At 34.0% G+C, this 18,488-nt stretch carries 21 protein-coding genes; 14 read left to right on the forward strand and 7 right to left on the reverse strand.

Annotated elements, in window-relative coordinates:
* The first annotated feature begins 49 nt into the window (after nucleotides 1-49).
* The 3 genes from V7150_RS19900 (at nucleotide 50) to V7150_RS19910 (ending at nucleotide 2,262) form a co-directional block, all read left to right on the forward strand.
* Nucleotides 50-700 (forward strand): helix-turn-helix transcriptional regulator, encoded by a 651-nt coding sequence (locus tag V7150_RS19900; RefSeq protein ID WP_335521758.1) that lies wholly within the window; start codon nucleotides 50-52, stop codon nucleotides 698-700.
* A 10-nt stretch (nucleotides 701-710) separates the two neighbouring features.
* Complete coding sequence (locus V7150_RS19905) at nucleotides 711-1,085, forward strand: RidA family protein (protein WP_335521759.1); 375 nt, start codon at nucleotides 711-713, stop codon at nucleotides 1,083-1,085.
* A gap of 73 nt (nucleotides 1,086-1,158) precedes the next feature.
* Complete coding sequence (locus V7150_RS19910; protein WP_335521761.1) at nucleotides 1,159-2,262, forward strand: threonine synthase; 1,104 nt, start codon at nucleotides 1,159-1,161, stop codon at nucleotides 2,260-2,262.
* 196 nt (nucleotides 2,263-2,458) lie between these two features.
* On the opposite strand, the gene V7150_RS19915 is transcribed toward V7150_RS19910, so the two are convergent.
* From V7150_RS19915 to V7150_RS19930, 4 genes are all read right to left on the reverse strand, one after another.
* Nucleotides 2,459-3,298, reverse strand: a complete 840-nt coding sequence (locus V7150_RS19915; protein ID WP_335521763.1) for an LCP family protein — start codon at nucleotides 3,296-3,298, stop codon at nucleotides 2,459-2,461.
* A gap of 856 nt (nucleotides 3,299-4,154) precedes the next feature.
* Entirely contained in the window at nucleotides 4,155-4,952 is a 798-nt protein-coding gene (locus V7150_RS19920) for a tyrosine-protein phosphatase (protein ID WP_335521765.1), read from the reverse strand.
* A 311-nt stretch (nucleotides 4,953-5,263) separates the two neighbouring features.
* The gene (locus V7150_RS19925; protein ID WP_335521767.1) at nucleotides 5,264-5,596 is read right to left on the reverse strand and encodes a DUF1904 family protein; all 333 of its coding nucleotides are present in this window, start codon (nucleotides 5,594-5,596) and stop codon (nucleotides 5,264-5,266) included.
* 48 nt (nucleotides 5,597-5,644) lie between these two features.
* Entirely contained in the window at nucleotides 5,645-6,316 is a 672-nt protein-coding gene (locus tag V7150_RS19930) for a helix-turn-helix transcriptional regulator (protein ID WP_335521769.1), read from the reverse strand.
* 172 nt (nucleotides 6,317-6,488) lie between these two features.
* On the opposite strand from V7150_RS19930, the gene V7150_RS19935 reads away from it, so the two are divergent.
* The 3 genes from V7150_RS19935 to V7150_RS19945 all read left to right on the forward strand — a co-directional run bounded on the left by V7150_RS19935 (nucleotide 6,489) and on the right by V7150_RS19945 (nucleotide 9,291).
* Nucleotides 6,489-6,875 (forward strand): RidA family protein, encoded by a 387-nt coding sequence (locus V7150_RS19935; RefSeq protein WP_335521770.1) that lies wholly within the window; start codon nucleotides 6,489-6,491, stop codon nucleotides 6,873-6,875.
* 125 nt (nucleotides 6,876-7,000) lie between these two features.
* The gene (locus tag V7150_RS19940) at nucleotides 7,001-8,299 is read left to right on the forward strand and encodes an MFS transporter (protein ID WP_335521772.1); all 1,299 of its coding nucleotides are present in this window, start codon (nucleotides 7,001-7,003) and stop codon (nucleotides 8,297-8,299) included.
* Nucleotides 8,300-8,340: 41 nt separating this feature from the next.
* On the forward strand, nucleotides 8,341-9,291 hold the full coding sequence (locus V7150_RS19945) for a sugar phosphate isomerase/epimerase family protein (protein ID WP_335521774.1): 951 nt from the start codon (nucleotides 8,341-8,343) through the stop codon (nucleotides 9,289-9,291).
* A 68-nt stretch (nucleotides 9,292-9,359) separates the two neighbouring features.
* On the opposite strand, the gene V7150_RS19950 is transcribed toward V7150_RS19945, so the two are convergent.
* On the reverse strand, nucleotides 9,360-9,557 hold the full coding sequence (locus tag V7150_RS19950) for a hypothetical protein (RefSeq protein WP_335521776.1): 198 nt from the start codon (nucleotides 9,555-9,557) through the stop codon (nucleotides 9,360-9,362).
* A gap of 123 nt (nucleotides 9,558-9,680) precedes the next feature.
* Here V7150_RS19950 and V7150_RS19955 point away from each other — a divergent pair, with 123 nt between their 5' ends.
* From V7150_RS19955 to V7150_RS19975, 5 genes are all read left to right on the forward strand, one after another.
* Entirely contained in the window at nucleotides 9,681-10,301 is a 621-nt protein-coding gene (locus tag V7150_RS19955; RefSeq protein ID WP_335521778.1) for a dienelactone hydrolase family protein, read from the forward strand.
* Between the two features lie 273 nt (nucleotides 10,302-10,574).
* A complete protein-coding gene (locus tag V7150_RS19960) occupies nucleotides 10,575-10,955 on the forward strand; it encodes a DMT family transporter (protein ID WP_335521780.1) in 381 nt (126 codons plus the stop codon).
* 41 nt (nucleotides 10,956-10,996) lie between these two features.
* Complete coding sequence (locus tag V7150_RS19965) at nucleotides 10,997-11,830, forward strand: nucleotidyltransferase domain-containing protein (RefSeq protein WP_335521782.1); 834 nt, start codon at nucleotides 10,997-10,999, stop codon at nucleotides 11,828-11,830.
* A 240-nt stretch (nucleotides 11,831-12,070) separates the two neighbouring features.
* Entirely contained in the window at nucleotides 12,071-12,838 is a 768-nt protein-coding gene (locus V7150_RS19970) for a MerR family transcriptional regulator (protein ID WP_335521784.1), read from the forward strand.
* A 631-nt stretch (nucleotides 12,839-13,469) separates the two neighbouring features.
* Nucleotides 13,470-13,676, forward strand: a complete 207-nt coding sequence (locus V7150_RS19975) for a cysteine-rich CWC family protein (RefSeq protein ID WP_335521786.1) — start codon at nucleotides 13,470-13,472, stop codon at nucleotides 13,674-13,676.
* A gap of 927 nt (nucleotides 13,677-14,603) precedes the next feature.
* Here the strand turns inward: V7150_RS19975 and V7150_RS19980 are convergent.
* Together V7150_RS19980 and V7150_RS19985 are read right to left on the reverse strand one after the other, a co-directional pair.
* Nucleotides 14,604-14,930 (reverse strand): hypothetical protein, encoded by a 327-nt coding sequence (locus V7150_RS19980; RefSeq protein WP_335521788.1) that lies wholly within the window; start codon nucleotides 14,928-14,930, stop codon nucleotides 14,604-14,606.
* Nucleotides 14,931-15,266: 336 nt separating this feature from the next.
* Nucleotides 15,267-15,425 carry a DUF1259 domain-containing protein gene (locus V7150_RS19985; protein WP_335521790.1) on the reverse strand — a complete coding sequence of 53 codons (159 nt, stop codon included), beginning with the start codon at nucleotides 15,423-15,425 and terminating at the stop codon, nucleotides 15,267-15,269.
* Between the two features lie 273 nt (nucleotides 15,426-15,698).
* On the opposite strand from V7150_RS19985, the gene V7150_RS19990 reads away from it, so the two are divergent.
* From V7150_RS19990 to V7150_RS20000, 3 genes are all read left to right on the forward strand, one after another.
* Nucleotides 15,699-16,103 (forward strand): GNAT family N-acetyltransferase, encoded by a 405-nt coding sequence (locus V7150_RS19990; RefSeq protein ID WP_420490312.1) that lies wholly within the window; start codon nucleotides 15,699-15,701, stop codon nucleotides 16,101-16,103.
* A gap of 283 nt (nucleotides 16,104-16,386) precedes the next feature.
* A complete protein-coding gene (locus tag V7150_RS19995; RefSeq protein WP_335521792.1) occupies nucleotides 16,387-16,680 on the forward strand; it encodes a hypothetical protein in 294 nt (97 codons plus the stop codon).
* A 379-nt stretch (nucleotides 16,681-17,059) separates the two neighbouring features.
* Nucleotides 17,060-18,376 carry an alkaline phosphatase gene (locus V7150_RS20000; protein WP_335521794.1) on the forward strand — a complete coding sequence of 439 codons (1,317 nt, stop codon included), beginning with the start codon at nucleotides 17,060-17,062 and terminating at the stop codon, nucleotides 18,374-18,376.
* The last annotated feature ends 112 nt before the right edge of the window (nucleotides 18,377-18,488 follow it).

Raw genomic sequence — 18,488 nt, forward strand, 5'->3', positions numbered from 1 at the left:
ATAAGTATATAATAGTAAGGACTTTTTAAAATAATTGAGGTAACTAGACATGGAAGAAAGTAAGAAAGTATTAGAGAGTTTTATCCCTTTAGCAAAATCTACTGCAAAAATGTTTGGACGTAACTGTGAAGTGGTTATTCATGATTTGACTAACCCTCAAGCATCTGTAATGTTTACAGTAAATAACCATGTAACAGGAAGAAAAATTGGTCAATCATTTGATCACCTAGTGAAGACTGTATTACTATCAAAAGATTTTAAAGAAGATTACCTAGCAGGTTATACTTTTGTAACAGAAGACAAACGTACGATTCGTTCTTCGACTTCATTAATTCGTGATTCAAAGCAAAATGTTATTGGTGCTTTTTGCATAAATTTTGATGTTGAAGGACTGAATCAAATGCAGCAATTTATGAATACCTTCTTCTCAACGCAAGTTGTGGTTCAAGAGAACGTAGAAACATCAGAAGCAGCTATTGAAAATGTTGAGGAAATAGTTGATCAACTGATTCAACAAATTATTCAAAACAGTGTACATCCAGTCATGAAACGCCATGAAAAGATTGAATTAATTCGATTTATGGACGAAAAAGGCATTTTTTTAATGAAAGGTTCTGTTGAGAAGGTCGCAGCTTTATTAGGCATTTCCAAAGTAACAGTTTATAGTTATTTGGATGAAATAAAAAATAAATCTAATTAGGGAGAATTCAATGAAGAGCCTTTTTGAAGTAGGGAATTTAAAATCAAATGGTCATTATGCTCTAGCAACAGTTCATAATGATATAGTCTATGTATCAGGGCAGTTTGCAATTGATCCAATAACACGTCAAAAGAAATATGGCACAATTGAAGAAGAGACATTACAAGCACTAAAAAATGTGGAAATGATTTTAGAAGAGGCAGGAAGTAAAAAAGAGCAAATATTACGTATGACATTATACATTCCAAATGTGAAATTATGGGACAAAGTAGATGCTGTCTATAAAGAATTCTTTGGTGAGTATAAACCAGCACGGACTGTGGTACCAACAAATGAATTACATTTTGGTTTCAAAATTGAAATTGAGGCGATTGCATATATTTAGTTATATTTTTTTACCCTTTTTGTATAAAAAAATATATTTTATATAAAAAATTACTTTAAGGGGTGGATAAATGATGGAACAATTTATTTGTATCAGTTGCGGGAAAAAGCATGATATTACACCAACTTTATGGAAATGTGAATGTGGCGGAGTATTAAATATAGTTAAAGATACACCCGAAATTGATGTTGCAGCTTGGAATAACTATCCCAATTCTTTATGGCGTTATTTTGAAACAATGCCATTCGCAAAAGATTCTAAGACGTGGGAATCTATTACAATGGGTGAAGGTCAATCCCCTTTAATCGTTCTAGATCCTCTAGAGCCAAATACGTATGTAAAAGTTGAATATATGATGCCTACATTATCGTTTAAAGATCGAGGCGCCGCTGTTTTAATGGCGAAGGCTAAAGAATTAGGGGTATCAAAAGTTATTGCTGATAGTAGTGGTAATGCAGGAACGGCGATTGCAGCATATGCAGCACGTTGTAACATTGCATGCGAAATTTATCTAAGTGATGAAACATCACCGAAAAAGATTGCTCAAGTAAAAGCACATGGTGCAACGATTAAAGAAATTCAAGGTACGCGAGAGGACATTGCCGCTGCAGCACAAAAAGCAGTAGACGAAGAAAAAGTTTTTTACGCGAGTCATGTGTATAATCCTTACTTTTATGAAGGAACTAAAACGTACGCTTATGAAATTTACGAACGATTAAAAGGAGTGCCAGATTCATTAATCATCCCAGTTGGTAATGGTACACTTTTACTTGGTGCATACTATGGTTTCAAAGAGTTATTTGAAAACAGATTAATAGAAAAAGTGCCGAAAATTATTGCAATCCAAGCAGCAAACTGTGCACCTCTTGTGAATGCTTACAAAAATGGGGATTTATCAGCACAACCTGTTACGAATAAAGGTACTTTAGCAGAAGGTATTGCAATTGCAGCTCCAGCACGTTCAAAACAAATTTTAGAAGCTGTACGTAAAACAAATGGTATATTTATTGAAATTAAAGAAGATGAAATTCTGAGTGCACGGGCAATGCTTGCTGATAAAGGTTTCTATGTTGAAGTGACAACAGCGGCAAACTATGCTGGCTACTTAAAATATAAGAAAGAACCAGATGAAAAGATAATCATACCTCTTTGTGGTGCAGGCATTAAATCAAAATAACTGCGAAAATAAACTAGTGGTAGTTCTTCAATAGAACTACCACTTTTATAGTACGATAATTTTTAAAAGTTATCATATCTGCATCAAGCTTTTTGATTCTATCAATAACATCGTTAATTCTTCGTAAGAAAAAGAAATCATTGCTTAAAGAAAAGAGAGAAGCCGATAGTTCGCTTCTCTCATAATGTTGTCTGTTTTATTTGGTTACTGGAGTCGGTTTATCCACAAGAAACTCTTTCATCGCTTCTTTGTTTTTTGCTATGTCTAATTGAAGCACTTGTCCAACATGAGGGTACTTTATATCTGAATAGCCCATGTGAACAGGAATTCGCATTGTTTCAACATCTTTCACTTGATTAAATAATACAGTGCCACAAAGAGAAACAAATGTTTTAATATCCATATCTGTATCTACATAATGCATTAATTTTTCTCCTATTTTTGGCAATTTAACTACACCGTTAACGGAACTTATTTGATTCATAAATTCATTTTTCAAAGAGGAAAGGACTTCTTGTTGTCTTTGGACTCTGCCAAAGTCACTTAAGTTATCATGACGGAAGCGAGCATATGCTAATAAGTCTTTACCATGAAGCTTTTGTAGACCGGGTTTTATATCAAGACCCATGTCATTAATGATTTTTTGATCAACATGTACTTCAACTCCTTCTGGAGCAACAATATCAACCACCTTCACAAATCCTTTAAAGTCGATAGCGATAAAGTGTTTAACATCAATATCAAAATTATGTTTAATGGTTTGGCGTAATAATTCAGGACCACCTAAGTAATAAGCGTTATTAATTTTATTAAAGTGCTGGTTGTTGCCGGGAATCTCTAAGTAAGAATCACGCATTATGGAAATAATTTTTCCTTTTTTATTTTGTGGATTGTATTGTGCAATCATAATCGCATCGGAGCGGGATTTATTTTCTCCACGAGAATCAATCCCTACAATAAGTACATTTATTTTTCCATTTATATCTTTTACTCCATTAAATGGGATTTTGACTTTCTTTTTACTTTCATCTTCCATTTTACTTAATAGTACAGAAATATTTTTTTCTCTTTGTTTGGTATCCGTTTCTAGGTGAGTACTGCAAGAGGATAATATTGATAAGCAAATCAAAGAAATGAACAATTTTATTTTCAACTTTTACCACGTCCTATTGTATGATGGTTCATTTTTGTGATTTAGTAAAAGACAAAATACTCAATCCGTTTTGAGAGAACTTCCACATTGGTTAAATAAAATTAATCCCATCAATTGATCCCAATTTCAGCCTATGTGTAAGATAAAGCTTTCCATCTTAGATTGCAGTTAAAAATATTGTGTGAAAGATGCATGGAATTAACACAAGGTAAATTTTGAGATAGGGTATGTAGTGTCATTAGCATTGCATAAATATTTTCAAAGTGGTGATTTTTGTTGTTGAATAAACAACGGTATATTTAGATAAATATTTTTCAAAACAAATAAGGTTAATAAGGATACAATTTGAAATAAATTTCTGTAATTTCGAGAAAAATACTAAAGAAGATGCAGATCATTTCTGGTGAAGAGCGCATAAATCATTGATCTATTGTTGGAAAGTGGAAGAGTTGAGAAGGAGAAGGTTACGGTGATCCCGTTGCATAGTTATTAACGAAGCATTTTAGCTGATAAGGGAATTAATCCTAATGGAGCGAATTTATAACTTATCCGAGTTTTAAGTGATAATGTAAATGGTACAAAACATTTCTATCGAGGTCGACACCTTCTCTGTAATTAGCAGAAACGCTTTTTCACTAACGTGGCAGGTCTCCAACCTTAAAGGAACCGGAGTTATCCAGTTCCTTTTCAATAAAAATGTCATGAAATCTCATGAGATTTCATATAGAAATACCTTATCCTATTCAAGACAAAAGCTTTGTAATGCCTGCCGTTTTTCCTTTGTTAAGCCGAACTCATGAGCAAAGTACGTATCAATGTTTCCGTACGTATTTGTAATAGTCTGGAATACGCCCTCTAAAAACTCTTCCTTTGCTCCAAGCAGATGTTCAATGATTTGAAGACCTCTGTCATCAAAATGCCCTGAAATTTGCTTCAAGACCTTTTCGTTATATTCTTTCATCGTTTCATTTGTCAATAAATAATCTTCCATAACAGTTTCTTTCGGAACACCAAGCGCAGATAAAATTAGAGTAGCACCAACGCCCGTACGGTCCTTCCCAGCGGCACAATGATGTAATAATCCTAAATTATTTGGGTCTTGGATAATTTCCATTAATCGTTTGTAAGATGGATTGTTGAGTGGCATTTTGGAATACATCTCCGACATGGTATCTAAGGTAAGATTTTTGAAAAAATTACTTCTAGCCATTTCTTCGATCGTGCCAAATTGATTATTTTGCTCAAATGTCGGGATCCGTTCGTATGTCACATTTGAAAGTATAGGGTCGGGCTTCTTTTGTGCTTCCAATTCATCGCGATAATCAAAAATGTATTTAATGTTTAATGTTTTGAAGAAATTCATATCTTCATCTGTCAAACGTGTTAGTTCGTCTGACCGGAAAAAAAGTCCAAACTTAACTGTACGGCCATCGGATGATCTATAGCCGCCCATGTCACGAAAGTTATTAGCTCCAATAAAGGGGACTACTCGGTTTGTAGGATATGTCTCATAACGATTTGCTGTTATATTTTCCATTAAAATAAACACCTCTTCTATTTGTAATTAGGAATACCTGCTTGTTGGAGAGTTTGAATAATAACATTCTCTTTTTCACCACAAGCTGTATACGAGTAGAATACTACTAAATTGTAGAAATGAAACTATTAATCTTGTAAAGAAACGTATATGCGAACTCTACTCGATTACAATTTAATAAATTTTGAAGGTACTCCAAAATCTTAGCTTAACGGGCATGGGATGGTAGTATGAAGTTCAGCATTTGTATTACTAAAAAAAGCGTTCTTAAATAAGAAACGCTTTTGCTTTTTAATTAGTTATTAACCACGTCAATTCCCACAATGCTTCCCATTAATATAATAGGCTGTTTCTGAGAAAACGGTAAACACAACCTCTATTTCAGGAAGTTTAAACTCTATTAAATATTTCGTAAGTATTCGCGCAAATTGATCACGAATTTCCTGGCCGCGCTCGAACCATTTTACCTCAATAAGAGGAAAAGCAGGTGTTTCTTCCCCGTTACATACAAATGTAGAGTTTGGCAGTTCTAATGTAAAATTATCAGTTCCGCAATCGCAAACGTTTGCAAGATCTGCTACTAAAGGTTTGCTTATACTCTTTAATTGTTCAATACTAATTCCACGAAACACAATATGCGGCAACGTGAATCCCTCCGTATCTTTTAGGTTTCTGTTAAACATCAAGACAGATTATTTAATCTTATTTAAATATCGATAAATAGTAGCTTCGGATACGTCTAAATATTTGGCCACTTCGCTTACTCCACCTTTAAGTAAAAAAGCTCCCTTTTCATTTAGTTTTTTGACCACCTCTATTTTTTCTTGCGGTGACATCCGCTCAGGTGGAATGTCATACTCTCCTAAAACCCCTTTAATAAGAGATAAGAGAAGTTCCTCAATATTTTCTTCAAAATTCTCAAAAAGATGTGGGTCAAAGGCGGGCTTTGATGGCTCGACAGGATCGATTTTGGAATTGTCAATCATGATGAATTGATCCAAAATGGTGCGAGCATTGATAACATCGGAAATATCCATGTTAACACAAATCATGCCAATGATTTTGTTAGTTTCATCTTTAATAAAATAGCTGGAAGAACGGAGTGTCTTATTCGTTTTTGAGATGCTTTTATAATTGCAGAAATAATCTCGATCTTTATAGCTTTCTTCTTTTAATATTTTCAAAGCAAGATCCGTAATGGGACTATTGATTTTTCTTCCGCTAACATGTCCATTCACTATTTCAATAATAGAATGATCAGGGTTCGTTACATCGTGTAAAACAACCTCACAATTTTCTCCCATTATGTTAGCAATAAAATGCACCATGGGAATATACTGTTTAAGCTTTTCGACATTTGTCATCATTTCCGTCATTCATCTCACCTTTATTTTCCATTAGTCAATTTTAGTTTAACAAAGATTTTTTTTAATTCAACTAGACTTTTTTCTGAAATTCTAGTTGCTATAATAATAATTATACATTATAATAAAAAAAAATCATCACAATAATTTTTTATCACAGGAGGCTATAATAATGAAAACTACTATTTCAACTAACAATGCACCAGGTGCCATTGGACCTTATTCACAAGCTGTAAAAATGGGAGACTTTCTTTTTGTTTCTGGACAACTTCCGATTAACCCAAGTACAAATGAAATGCCAGAATCCGTTGCAGAACAAACGAAGCAATCATTAGAAAATGTAAAAGCCATTCTAGAAGCTGCTGGAAGCGATTTACAACATGTCGTAAAAACAACTGTATTTTTAAAAGATATGAATACGTTTACGCAAATGAATGAAGTATATCAATCGTACTTCACTGAAAATTATCCAGCTAGAAGTGCAGTAGAGATTAGCCGCTTACCAAAGGACGCTTTAGTGGAAATTGAAGTCATTGCTGGTGTACCAAATAATAATTAATAGATTTAAATGATTCTATTAAAAAAACAATCTTACAAGGTGGTAGGAAAGCGTTTTCTTTAACCATTTGTGTAAGCCCTTTCTTCTTTTCTACTTAAAGTATCTATTTTTGGAGGGACTTAATATTGACGAATCAAAATACAAACACAAAAAAATGGTTTACGCTTGCTGTATTAATGTTGGGTGGAGGAACAGTTTTTAAACTCTACTCATTAAAAGATGCCTTTTATATTCCAATGATGAAGTATTTCCATTTAACCCATACACAAATTGGTTTAACGTTATCTGTTTATGCTTTTATTCAGGCATTCGGTTACATTATCTCAATGTATATAGTCGACCGCTTTTCTAAGAAAAAACTAATGCCAATTTCTTTAATTGGAGTTGGGGTAACGGGATTCTACCTAGCCACGTTTCCAAGTTTTAATGAAATATTAATCATTTGGGCACTTTTTGCTATTTTTGCAGAAATCGCCTTTTGGCCAGTCTTGGTCAAAGCTGTAAGATTACTAGGGGATTCAAATGAGCAAGGGAGAATGTTTGGATTCCTAGAGGCAGGAAGGGGAGTAGTCGATACGATTGTAGCTTTTGCAGCCCTTGGAATCTTTCAATGGCTTGGAGCAGGGCAAGCTGGTTTAAGAGGCGCGATCATCTTCTTCTCGGTTACCATGATTGTGATTGCTATTATTTTATATTTCCTTCTTGAAGATGATGTGATTGTAACGGTAGATGAGAAAGGTCAAAATGTGAACAAAAGTAAGGTCGCGTTAGAAGGTGCATTAAAAGCAATCAAAATGCCTGAAATATGGGTGGTTGCCTTCACTATTTTCTCTGTCTACTCTGTTTACATCGGCTTGACATACTTTATTCCGTTCTTACAGGATATTTATGGAATTCCTGTCGCTTTAGTTGGAGTATATGGGATTGTTAATCAATATTGTTTGAAAATGGTAGGCGGTCCAATTGGCGGGTTCCTTGCTGATAAGAAGTTTAAATCACCATCAAAATATTTGCGGGTAGCATTTGTAGCCTCTATTATTGGCATGATTATCTTTATTCTGCTGCCACATCAACATATGAATGTATATTTTGGCATAACCTTTACACTTGCTTACGGCGCCATCATCTTTACACAAAGAGCGGTATTCTTTGCTCCGATTGATGAAGTAGGGATTCCAAAAGAAATAAGTGGTGCAGCGATTTCCATTGCCTGCTTTGTAGGATATGCACCTTCCATGTTTGCGTTTACGCTTTATGGAAGTATGTTAGACAGGGACCCAGGAATTACAGGATATCGACATGTCTTTTTGACGATGATTGCATTCTCGGTGTTAGGTTTCATTATTAGCAGTTATTTAGTGAAAATTGTTAACAAGAAAAAAGCACTCCAACAAAATCTGGAGGGCAATCAAATCAATGCTTAATTTTCTATCAAAAGATAAATTGAGATAAGGGTGTGTAATACATGAAAATTGGATTAGAGACAGAAAGCTATCACTTACAGTTTATTACAGGTCGAATGGATATCTTCGGTTTTATCAGAAAAACAGCCGAATTAGGATTAGACGGAGTCATGATCAATATTGTCCCATGGCCAGGATTACCAGGATGGGGTACATTAGAATCGTTTGAACCGGAATACTTAGATAGAGTGAAAAAAGAAATTCAAAAGTATGGATTTTTCACTGAAATCGATACAAATGGAACCGATCCGGAACATTTAACAGCGGTCATTGAGGCAGCCCATCGAATTGGCGCAGATGTGATTCGTACGTATACCTGTATGGGAGAGTATGATCCGGAAAGATTGAGAAGAGCTCCTGAAGATATTAAACAAATCGTACCATTATTAAAGAAATATAGAATTAAGCTTGCTGTTGAAAATCACGAGGAAGAGTTAACGGATGAAGTGATTCAAATCATTAAGGAAGTCAACAGCCCTTGGGTTGGTGCTCATTGCGATTTAGGAAACGGAATGATGGCATGGGAGGACCCGGTTGAAGCTGTAAGAAAATTAGCACCATATGCCAATACCACTCATTTTAAAGACCATATTATCGTCCATGATGGCGAGGATTACAGGGTATGTGGCGTACCTGCCGGGACAGGCAATATCGATTTGGAAGAATGTTTTAAAATACTCGTTGAGAATTCAACACTAACTAGAATCAACGTTGAAATGTGCTTCCCGTATGCTATCCATTTTAAGAGAGAGCCCGGTGCAGGCGGAGTTTTCGAAGTAGGCGAAGGAGCATTTAAGGTGGAACAACCTCCTTATGATTTAAATGTAATCAAACCATTAGATTACTATTATCCGCCAGAAGAACTTTTAGAACAAATGATTAAGGATCAAGAAAAAGGTGTAGAGCAATCGGTTAAGTATGCACTTGAATTAAGGGATAAATACTGCCGCTAAATAAAAAGCAGGGGAGGTTCTTTCGGGAATCTCCCTATTTTTTTGCACAAATGATTTTCAAAACATTGTCAGCTGTTTTTGTAAATGAAGTTGAGTTTCGCAAATTTAACTATGATTTTTCCAAATGAAACTACTGTTTTAGCAGATAAAACTGCTATTTTCGCAAAGTATGTGCTTTGCTGAGAAATGTGTACACTACTTCTATTATAAATAATATTGCTTCCTACACCATTCGGTCCTTTTGCTGCATTGTCCCCTTTATCCACCTGTTCAATTTGTGACAGGCGGATTTTTTTTGTAAAGGCAGACTACCCAAAAAAGTGGAAGAAGTAACCATACAGTTCGATGTTAATTGTATAATAGGAGGAAAGGTCAATGGGAGGTATAAATTGTTAAATATTCATAATAAGTCTGACACTGTAATCATTGTAGTTCATGAAATCTATGGAATTAACCAGCACATGAGGTATATTTGTCAAACATTATCAGATAAAGGTTTTGATGTCATTTGTCCAAATTTATTAGAACAAGAAACACCCTTTGAATATTCACAAGAGGAATTCGCTTATCGTAACTTTATTGACAACATAGGTTTTACCAATGCTTCCGATGTAATTAAAAGTGTATTATTGAATATTAAAGATAAATATAAAAAAGTATTTATTGCCGGATTTAGTGTTGGGGCAACAATTGCTTGGTTGTGTAGTGAGGAGGATTGTTTAGATGGCATTGTCGGATACTATGGTTCACGAATTAGGAATTATATAGGGATTGACCCCTTATGCCCAACATTGCTATTCTTCCCAGAAAAAGAGGAATCATTTAATGTAGATGAGTTAATTTCATACTTAGAAGAAAAGAATATCAAGCTACATAAATTTAATGGACAACATGGATTTAGTGATCCATACTCTCTAAACTATAATGAAAAATCAGCACAAGAAGCATGGGGCAGAATGTTTGATTTTTTTCTAAAACGAGACAACGTTTTGGCGACGCCAAATTATTAGAACAAATGAAACGGTTCGCTCCTAATGAATGGGTGAAAATTGATTATTTTCTTCAAGAGGAGTGAAAACAGTCAAGAAAATTATTGAACTTGTATTCAAAAAGGAGAGTTTCGTCCGGTTCATGTTTCAAGCGTTATTCAACAATTGCGAGGAGTTTCTAAAGCTATTTTCGATCCTGATTTTCATACACATTCAACAAAACCCTTGCCAGAAGTCGTAGCAACAATAGTAGATGTTGTAATAAACGGAATATTAAATGAGGAGGTGAAGTAAATGTCTTGGTTTTATTTAGCCGCAGCTATTTTATTTGAAATCATAGGAACTGTTTCAATGAAGCTATCAAATGGATTTACAAAAGGAATTCCCTCCATATTGATGATCCTATTTTACATACTTGCATTTGTATGCTTGAATTTTTCCTTAAAAACGATACCTGTAAGTATTGCTTACGCAATCTGGTCAGGTATTGGCACCGCTACAATTGCAATTATCGGATATTTTGTTTTTAAAGAAACATTAACAGTAATGAAAGTTAGTGCCATTGTTTTAATAATTGTAGGGGTCGTACTGCTCAATATAGGTGAAGAATCAAGTGACAAACAACAGATCCAAAAAAAGATTCATTTGAATTCACAACATAAGCTAGATGTGTAATATGGAAGTCATTCGAAAAAAAGAGTGGAAAATATCCCAATGTGAAATCTAGAAAAAGGAAAAAATTATTAATAGGGGAAAATATGTATACACATAATGAGCGAATAGAAATGATGTCAGAGATTGAAAGATTCACAAAATCTTTGAATGAAGTACAAGCATTATTATTGGTTGGCTCAGGTTCAACTGGTTTTAGAGATAAGTATTCAGACCTTGACTTACTCGTTGTAGTGAAAAATTCAGAAGAAGTAGTAACAATAAATAAAAAACTTAGAGATTATCTACAATCAAGGTTTTGTATTCTAAAAGAGAAAACATATTCTCATGAAGAAGACATACTGGTTTCTTGTTTCTTTTTTGATAACTATTTAGAACTAGATTTAGGGGTATGGTCATTAAATAAACTTAAAGCAACAAAGCCAAATTGGATAGTGGTTTTTGATCAAGAAAAGACTATTTCAGAGAAGCTTACGGACTCTTTAAAAAAACTACCACAAAGAGATATGGATGACACAATAAATGATTCATTAAGTTTTATATGGCAGTTTGTTAGGAGTGCAGCTGTGGCGTTGAAAAGAGGACAATATATCAAAGCTCTGAAAGATATAGATTTTATACGAAATCAAATCATTGAATTCATTTGTTTACGTAACAATATTAGGTTTGACTTTGATAAATCTATAGATCTGATTGATTGCTGTTATTCAGAAAGACTAGGTAAAACCTATGAAGTAAAAATGAATTATGAAAGTTTACGAAAAACTCTCTTTGAAGTCATGAATATTTACTTTGATGTCATTGACATAAAAGATAATGAGGTAGTGGAAGGAAACAGAAGAATGATACATGGATTCTTGGAAGAAGTTCTTAATTAACTTGTTGGATAGTCTTGAAATCTTTGTTAATCAAAAAAGGATAATATTATTTTACTTGTTGTGCGACTCTTTAATAAAAATGGTCGCCTTTTTCTTTTTCAAGTAACGGAGTTTAATGCAATAAATATTTGTGAAATAAAAATGTGAGCCGTACATTTTATTTTTTTTACAAATCACCTCTTGAATCTCTAGTTACGTGAGGTTTTATAATGAACATATACTTTTAAGGGAGGAATGTTAATGAAAGGGAATAACAAGTATTCCATTGGGGAGTTTTCGGAAAAGACAGGAATATCTATTCGAACTTTACATTATTATGATGAAATCGGTCTTTTACAACCAGAAAAGCATCCGACCTCTGGCCACCGCATATACAATCATCAAGATATACTAACCATACAGAAAATCGTAAGTCTAAAGTTCCTAGGGTATACTCTCGATAAAATAGCTAAATTGTTAGACGAATCGAGTTTTAATGTTGATTTGATTGACACTTTATCCCTTCATTTGCAAGCGTTGGAAAAAGAAGAAGAACGAATCAAACAATCAATGACTGCTGTTAAGAGAGTGATTAAGTTACTGAAAGAAGAAGGAGAACTGGATAGCACCATATTATTCACTCTTATCCATAGTATGCAAACAGAAAATATACAAAAAGAATGGTTGGAAAGGCACATGCAAGGGGACGTAGTGGAAGGGTTGTCAAAGAAATCCGAAGAAGAAAAAATCGCCTTAGATCAAACCTTTATTCAATTGGCTAAGGAAGTAAAACAATTATATGGTAAACCTGTAGAGGATCCAAAAGTACAAGAAATGATTAAAACATATCTAGAATCGTCTTTTGCGTTTCTTGGTGAGGATTTGATACAAAAGCTAGCTGATACTGACATGGAAAAACTGGATATTCAAGAACTTGAAGATATGGCACCATCTCCATTCACAGAAAATGAGGAGAAATGGCTCAATCAAGCGATAGTATATCATATGGAACGAGCAGAAATGGAATAAACATTGGATTCCCTTGGGCTTCCAACTTCTTTATTATTAAATGTTAGAGGGTGTCTTTTATGAAGGTAGATAAAATTATTTTAATGGAATAATGGCAGGTATTTTAGATATTTTGAGCAGGATTACGGAGTTATTCATATTGACTGTGCAAATTACGAGCCCAGCTTTTCGAGAAAAGAATCGGTCGACCTCATTGGGTTTGGACTATTGGAACAGCTTTGTTCAAAGAAGATACTATATCATCTATAACAAAAGTAAGTTGTGTATTACTTATCGTTGTTAGTAGAGTTATTAGTTGATTATATTTTTTGGGAGACTGTCATCCTACAGTTACACTGATCGTGAAGAAATTTACTTAATGTAACTTTTGCTTATGTTTAATAAACCGAATATAAAGAAATGCTCAGAGTTTTTTTGCTCTGAGCATTTATTATATTGGAAGAGCAATTTAAAATAATTATGTGAGATAATTCTTTTAGAGTAACGGGTGCAAGAGTTGGATAAATCCATATTTAGTAAAAAGGAATAAAGAAAATCGTATTAAAGTGAGGGAGTTGAAGAATAGGGCTGGAAATATATATGTTTTAATGCCATATTTGACCCATTTTGTGAGGATTAAGGAGGAGTGTAATTGACAAATAAATATTGTCCAATTTGTGGAAAAGAAAACGAATGTATGATAAGTGATGGAGAACACGGCAACTGCTGGTGTGAGAAAGAAGAATTTCCTAAAGAAATCTTTGAATTAGTTCCTGTAGAAAGTAGAAGAAAACATTGTATATGTAAAGAATGTTTAAATAAATATAGGGAAGATAAGAAAATAATCGAAAATAGGTAATCACCAACACTAAATGATTCAAAAGGTAAAGTGCTTGTTACACTTCAGATGCATTGTTTTATCCTTATTCTAGTAACGAAGCAGATTAGTCAAACAACCGTTGAACTGTTGAGTGGGAACTTATACCAGTTAAATATCATTTTTGATGATGTATACTGGGGTCCTTTCAGCAGGAACATGTTTATCGGCATGTAATTCATAATTGAACGATCGATGCTGCAATCATCATTTTTTTATGTTAATGGAACAGCTAGTTCAGGAGCGAGCTACAGTGCAGCTCCTCTTTTTAATTTTTTGAAATAACGGGACAGGATTTTTGATTTAATTAATGATAAAAGACTGAGCATTTCATGACTAACATTCAGATAGGATCTAGCTTTTTTTTGCATTGCCTTGTCCGAAAGAGCCCCGAATTCAGACAGGATCAAGCTATATTTGCCTTGCACTGTCCGAATGAGACCATTATGTAGATTTATTAACAAAATTTATGTCGTGGCTAATTAAAAAAAGTGGACAATTTAATCCACTTTCTTTCGATTCCTTATTTACAATTTAACGTTTGAAGGATCGTTAGGACTCTTAAAAGTATAGATGTTATTTTCACCAGGACTAAGAATTTGAATCTGACTTTTTACCTCTTCAAATTCTTCCTTATTCAAACGATTAGATGTCAGTAATGAACTTAATAATGCTATTGTAGTCGTATCAAAATGGATATAATAGGCATATTTGAAACAGAGCTCCAACTTTGTCTAATAGAATTAATGATTCCATTCCTATTATTATCGTTATTTATCGAGTGTGAATTATTTACATCAAAAATTATCTAATTTTAAGATGATTTTTCTTAAATACTATGTCTATCCATGTGTTTACCTATTCATGTATAAGGATGGGTTTTTAAACCCCATCCCCATAATTAATAAGTTAAAAACCAGATTCCCTGTCCCTGTCAAAGTTCTCCTCAACGTCAACATCAACGTTAAGATCTTGGTCCTGGTCGTTTTCTTGCTCTTGTTCTGATCTAACTCGCGAATTACTGTTAGTATCTAAATTAATATCTACTCTAGAATTACCGGAGTTTGTTATTGTTGTGCGAGCTATATTAGTATTTTTATCAACGTTCCGGACTTCTGCCTCAGCCTCTGATTGATTTCTATTTTTTACCTCATTTTCGAGATTTGTATCTACATCCACATTTACATTATTTCGACGGTTCCTATCTGAACGTACATTAGTTCTTTTTCTTTGCAATTTAATTTCCTCCTTGTTTTATACATCATTGTTTCGCAGCAAAAAGCCTGAACCAGGGGATTCAAGATTTGATTGTTCTAATACTTAAGATCTAATGCAAAAAAACGGTGTATGATTAGAACTTACGCAATTTACCCTCCTTACTTGTATTTGCTGACTATTCTATTCTTAAGATTAAAAACGGCTTGGTCATTTTACCGAGGACAACTACCTATTTTACTTAGAAGTTGGTTCAAGAAACCAAGCAGTCATTAAGAAATAGCCCAAATACTACCGAAAAAACAACAACAAAACCAAAGCCATTTGTGATTTTACATATTCACAAATGGCTTATTTTTAGAAAATACCTACTTCTCTTGCTGCGTCAAAGCTGTTTTTAGCAAACGTAAACGGATCGCCAACAGTCTCCCAGTGCATATACATTAAACGTGGTTCATCAAAGAGCCAGTGGCTGAAAGGTAGGAAAAGGCTGGATATAATACCTAGGACAACCACCTTTTTATTAAAAAAACGTAATAGGCAACGTACTTGATATTGGTAAAATATAGTGATTAGATATATAAGTGACTCTGCTGTATTTAAATCTGAGGGCTAAACAATACGTGGTGAAACGTTGCTTTATAGATGGCTCAGGGTGCATTTATTCAAGATGGAGAAGTGCTTTTGTTGTTAAAGTAAAGGGACAGGAGGAAGAAGGAATTGGTACCAATCAAGACGAATTTCATAGACAGTAAAATTAAGGAGAACTTTAATTTGGAATCCTTGGTTATGCCTCATTTAAATAATTTAGATGACCTGGTGGATATTGATAGAGAAGTAATTGGTAACGATAGCAGACGCGAATACATTAAAAAAGCTATAGAGGAAGAGAGATGTATAGTTGTTAAAAAAGAGAACTCAATTGTTGGATTTTTAATTTTTGATACTCATTTCTTTGATTGTAGCTTTATTTCTTTGATAATAGTGAAACAAACTGAAAGACGAAAAGGATATGCAACATCACTTATAGAGCATTTTGTATACATATCACCAACTAAGAAAATATTCTCTTCAACCAATCAATCAAATAAAAGGATGCAGGAAGTATTTAAAGCAAATGGATTTACACAAAGTGGATATATTGAAAATTTAGACGAAGGAGATCCTGAATTAATTTATTTTAAATCAACATAAGTTATTTCACTATCATGAAAATAAAATTTTTTAATGTAAGAATAATATGAACAAGATCTTTTTATTAGAATTAGGCAGCTCCATTACTTCTAACAAATTGAAAACAATTTTATTTTTCCTTTTTCCTATTCATAATATTTTGGTAAAAAGACCCACCATAGTTTTAGAACTTCCATTATACCGACACAGATAATTCCAGCATAATGAAAACTAAAAAGTAAAAAATAAAGTTCAGAAAGTGAAAATTTTGCTTTCTGAATTTTAATAAGGGAAGTGCTTAAATTTGAATAACTGGATAACAGCGCTCTTTAATATGAGAAGAAGACAAACTCTTTTAAATATGTTTGGCAGAAGAAGAAACAATAATGGAATAATGTGGGCGTCTGTTTTAGGTCTGGGAATTAGCGCAGCTGTTTATGGATTAACAAGAAATCAAAACGGAAAGATGCAGAATCCTGGTCAATACTTAACGAATATTTTTCCAATGGGGAAAAATGCCCAAAGACTGAATATGGCTGGATTAACAGAGTTTGCAAAAGAATTAATTCCTAATAAAAATCCATTTACCAACAAATAGCCTTTTTATTCCTAAATGCCCACGATTAAGTGGGCATTTTTTATATACGATTGTAAAATAACCAATAAGCATGTAGCGTTTTCCAACTTTTCGTTTGTCTTCCATGTAAAGGAATTGTAAATGTTCGTAATAAACCTTATTGGGTATTTTATAATACCTTGGCATTAACGATCAATTTTTAAGTAAGTGTATAAGGTAATTACTCACTTTTTCGCAAAATAAATAGGTGCAAATTACTAGAAAAACGAATTGATTGGTTTTTATATAAGTGATTACTCTTAGTTAATGAATATTTACCTAACATTTACCAGTCTGTGAAAGGGAATTAATAATAACCAATTATAATTTATTCTGAACAATATAATTGGAGGCGAAAAGCATGAAGAGAATACTTAAAAAGAATGTATTAACAATCGCAGCAATTTCTTCTATTGCATTAGGGATGGCGGTTGGGACAAACATACCAATCAATACCGCTGAAGCAACTGGAAATGTAAATAATGGAAAAGTTAAAAATGTTATTTTTATGATTCCTGATGGTTATTCAGCCTCATACGCTACAAGTTATCGTTGGTTTAAAGGTCAAGAGACTCTTATGGATTCTATGCTTGTTGGTATGCACCGATCCTATTCAGCTAATTCTGAAGTGACAGATTCAGCAGCGGCAGGAACAGCATTTGCGACTGGTGTAAAAACGAACAACGGAATGATCAGCACCTCCCCTAAAGGGAAAGAGTTAAAAACAATCCTTGAAAGGGCTGAGGAAGAAGGGAAATCGTCTGGTCTAGTAGCGACTTCAACAATTACCCATGCTACTCCGGCTGTTTTCGCATCCCATGTAGCTTCTCGTGCTAATGAGGCTGATATTGCGCCACAGCTTCTCGAAAATGATGTAGACGTTATTCTTGGCGGCGGCAAGAAATATTTTCCTGACTCTCTTTTAAATCAAGCAAAAAAACAGGGCTATGACTACATTTCTAACAAAAATGATTTAGGAAAAGCAGATAATTCTAAAAAGTTAATTGGATTATTTTCTGAAGATGGAATGGCACCAGAATTGGACCGCGATGCAACAAACCAGCCAAGCCTTAAAGAAATGACGAAAGCTGCATTGGACGTTCTTAAAAAAGATAATGACGGTTTCTTCCTAATGGTGGAAGGCAGCCAAATCGATTGGGCAGGTCACGCTCACGATGCAGCTTGGGCAATGAAAGACACTGAAGCATTTGAGGAAGCATTAGATGAAGTAATTAATTTTGCCAAGAAGGATAAAAATACGCTGGTTGTAGTTGCTGGAGACCATGATACTGGCGGTATGTCTGTTGGAGGATATGGTCAGTACGACGCGAAAGTAGAGGTACTGCGAAACGTTACTGCAACTGGTGATTTTATGGCAAGTAAACTAGATACAATTCGCAGCAACATTAAAGATGTAGTTAAGCAATATACAACAATTGATTTAACGGACACAGAGGTTCAAAAAATTAAGTCAGCTCAAAAACCAAGTATGGCCATTAATGAGGTCATTTCTGAGCATGCGCTTGTAGGATGGACAAGCACTCAACATACTGGAGTAGATATCCCGCTTTACGCATTTGGACCAGGTTCCGACTTATTCAAAGGCTTACATGAAAATACTGATATTCCAGGATTAATGGCAAAAGCAATGAATATTAATTTTACTCCAACAAAATAATCCCGCTTCATTTAAAAGTGGGAGAGAAGATAATTGGTACGACATAAAAAGATAGTAAAATGAGGGAATCAAAAAAATATTAAGAGCTAATCGATCAAAATGTTCGATTAGC

The sequence above is a fragment of the Neobacillus drentensis genome (genome assembly GCF_036965245.1).
Lineage (GTDB): Bacteria > Bacillota > Bacilli > Bacillales > Cytobacillaceae > Neobacillus > Neobacillus drentensis_G.

Bases quoted from the DNA above. Each gene is read 5' to 3' on its own strand.
- V7150_RS19945 (WP_335521774.1), top strand. From the start codon at position 8,341: ATGAAAATTGGATTAGAGACAGAAAGCTATCACTTACAGTTTATTACA.
- V7150_RS19905 (WP_335521759.1), top strand. From the start codon at position 711: ATGAAGAGCCTTTTTGAAGTAGGGAATTTAAAATCAAATGGTCATTAT.
- V7150_RS19920 (WP_335521765.1), bottom strand. From the start codon at position 4,952: ATGGAAAATATAACAGCAAATCGTTATGAGACATATCCTACAAACCGA.
- V7150_RS19930 (WP_335521769.1), bottom strand. From the start codon at position 6,316: ATGACAAATGTCGAAAAGCTTAAACAGTATATTCCCATGGTGCATTTT.
- V7150_RS20000 (WP_335521794.1), top strand. From the start codon at position 17,060: ATGAAGAGAATACTTAAAAAGAATGTATTAACAATCGCAGCAATTTCT.
- V7150_RS19915 (WP_335521763.1), bottom strand. From the start codon at position 3,298: ATGGAAGATGAAAGTAAAAAGAAAGTCAAAATCCCATTTAATGGAGTA.
- V7150_RS19900 (WP_335521758.1), top strand. From the start codon at position 50: ATGGAAGAAAGTAAGAAAGTATTAGAGAGTTTTATCCCTTTAGCAAAA.
- V7150_RS19990 (WP_420490312.1), top strand. From the start codon at position 15,699: ATGCCTCATTTAAATAATTTAGATGACCTGGTGGATATTGATAGAGAA.
- V7150_RS19935 (WP_335521770.1), top strand. From the start codon at position 6,489: ATGAAAACTACTATTTCAACTAACAATGCACCAGGTGCCATTGGACCT.
- V7150_RS19970 (WP_335521784.1), top strand. From the start codon at position 12,071: ATGAAAGGGAATAACAAGTATTCCATTGGGGAGTTTTCGGAAAAGACA.
- V7150_RS19910 (WP_335521761.1), top strand. From the start codon at position 1,159: ATGGAACAATTTATTTGTATCAGTTGCGGGAAAAAGCATGATATTACA.
- V7150_RS19960 (WP_335521780.1), top strand. From the start codon at position 10,575: ATGTCTTGGTTTTATTTAGCCGCAGCTATTTTATTTGAAATCATAGGA.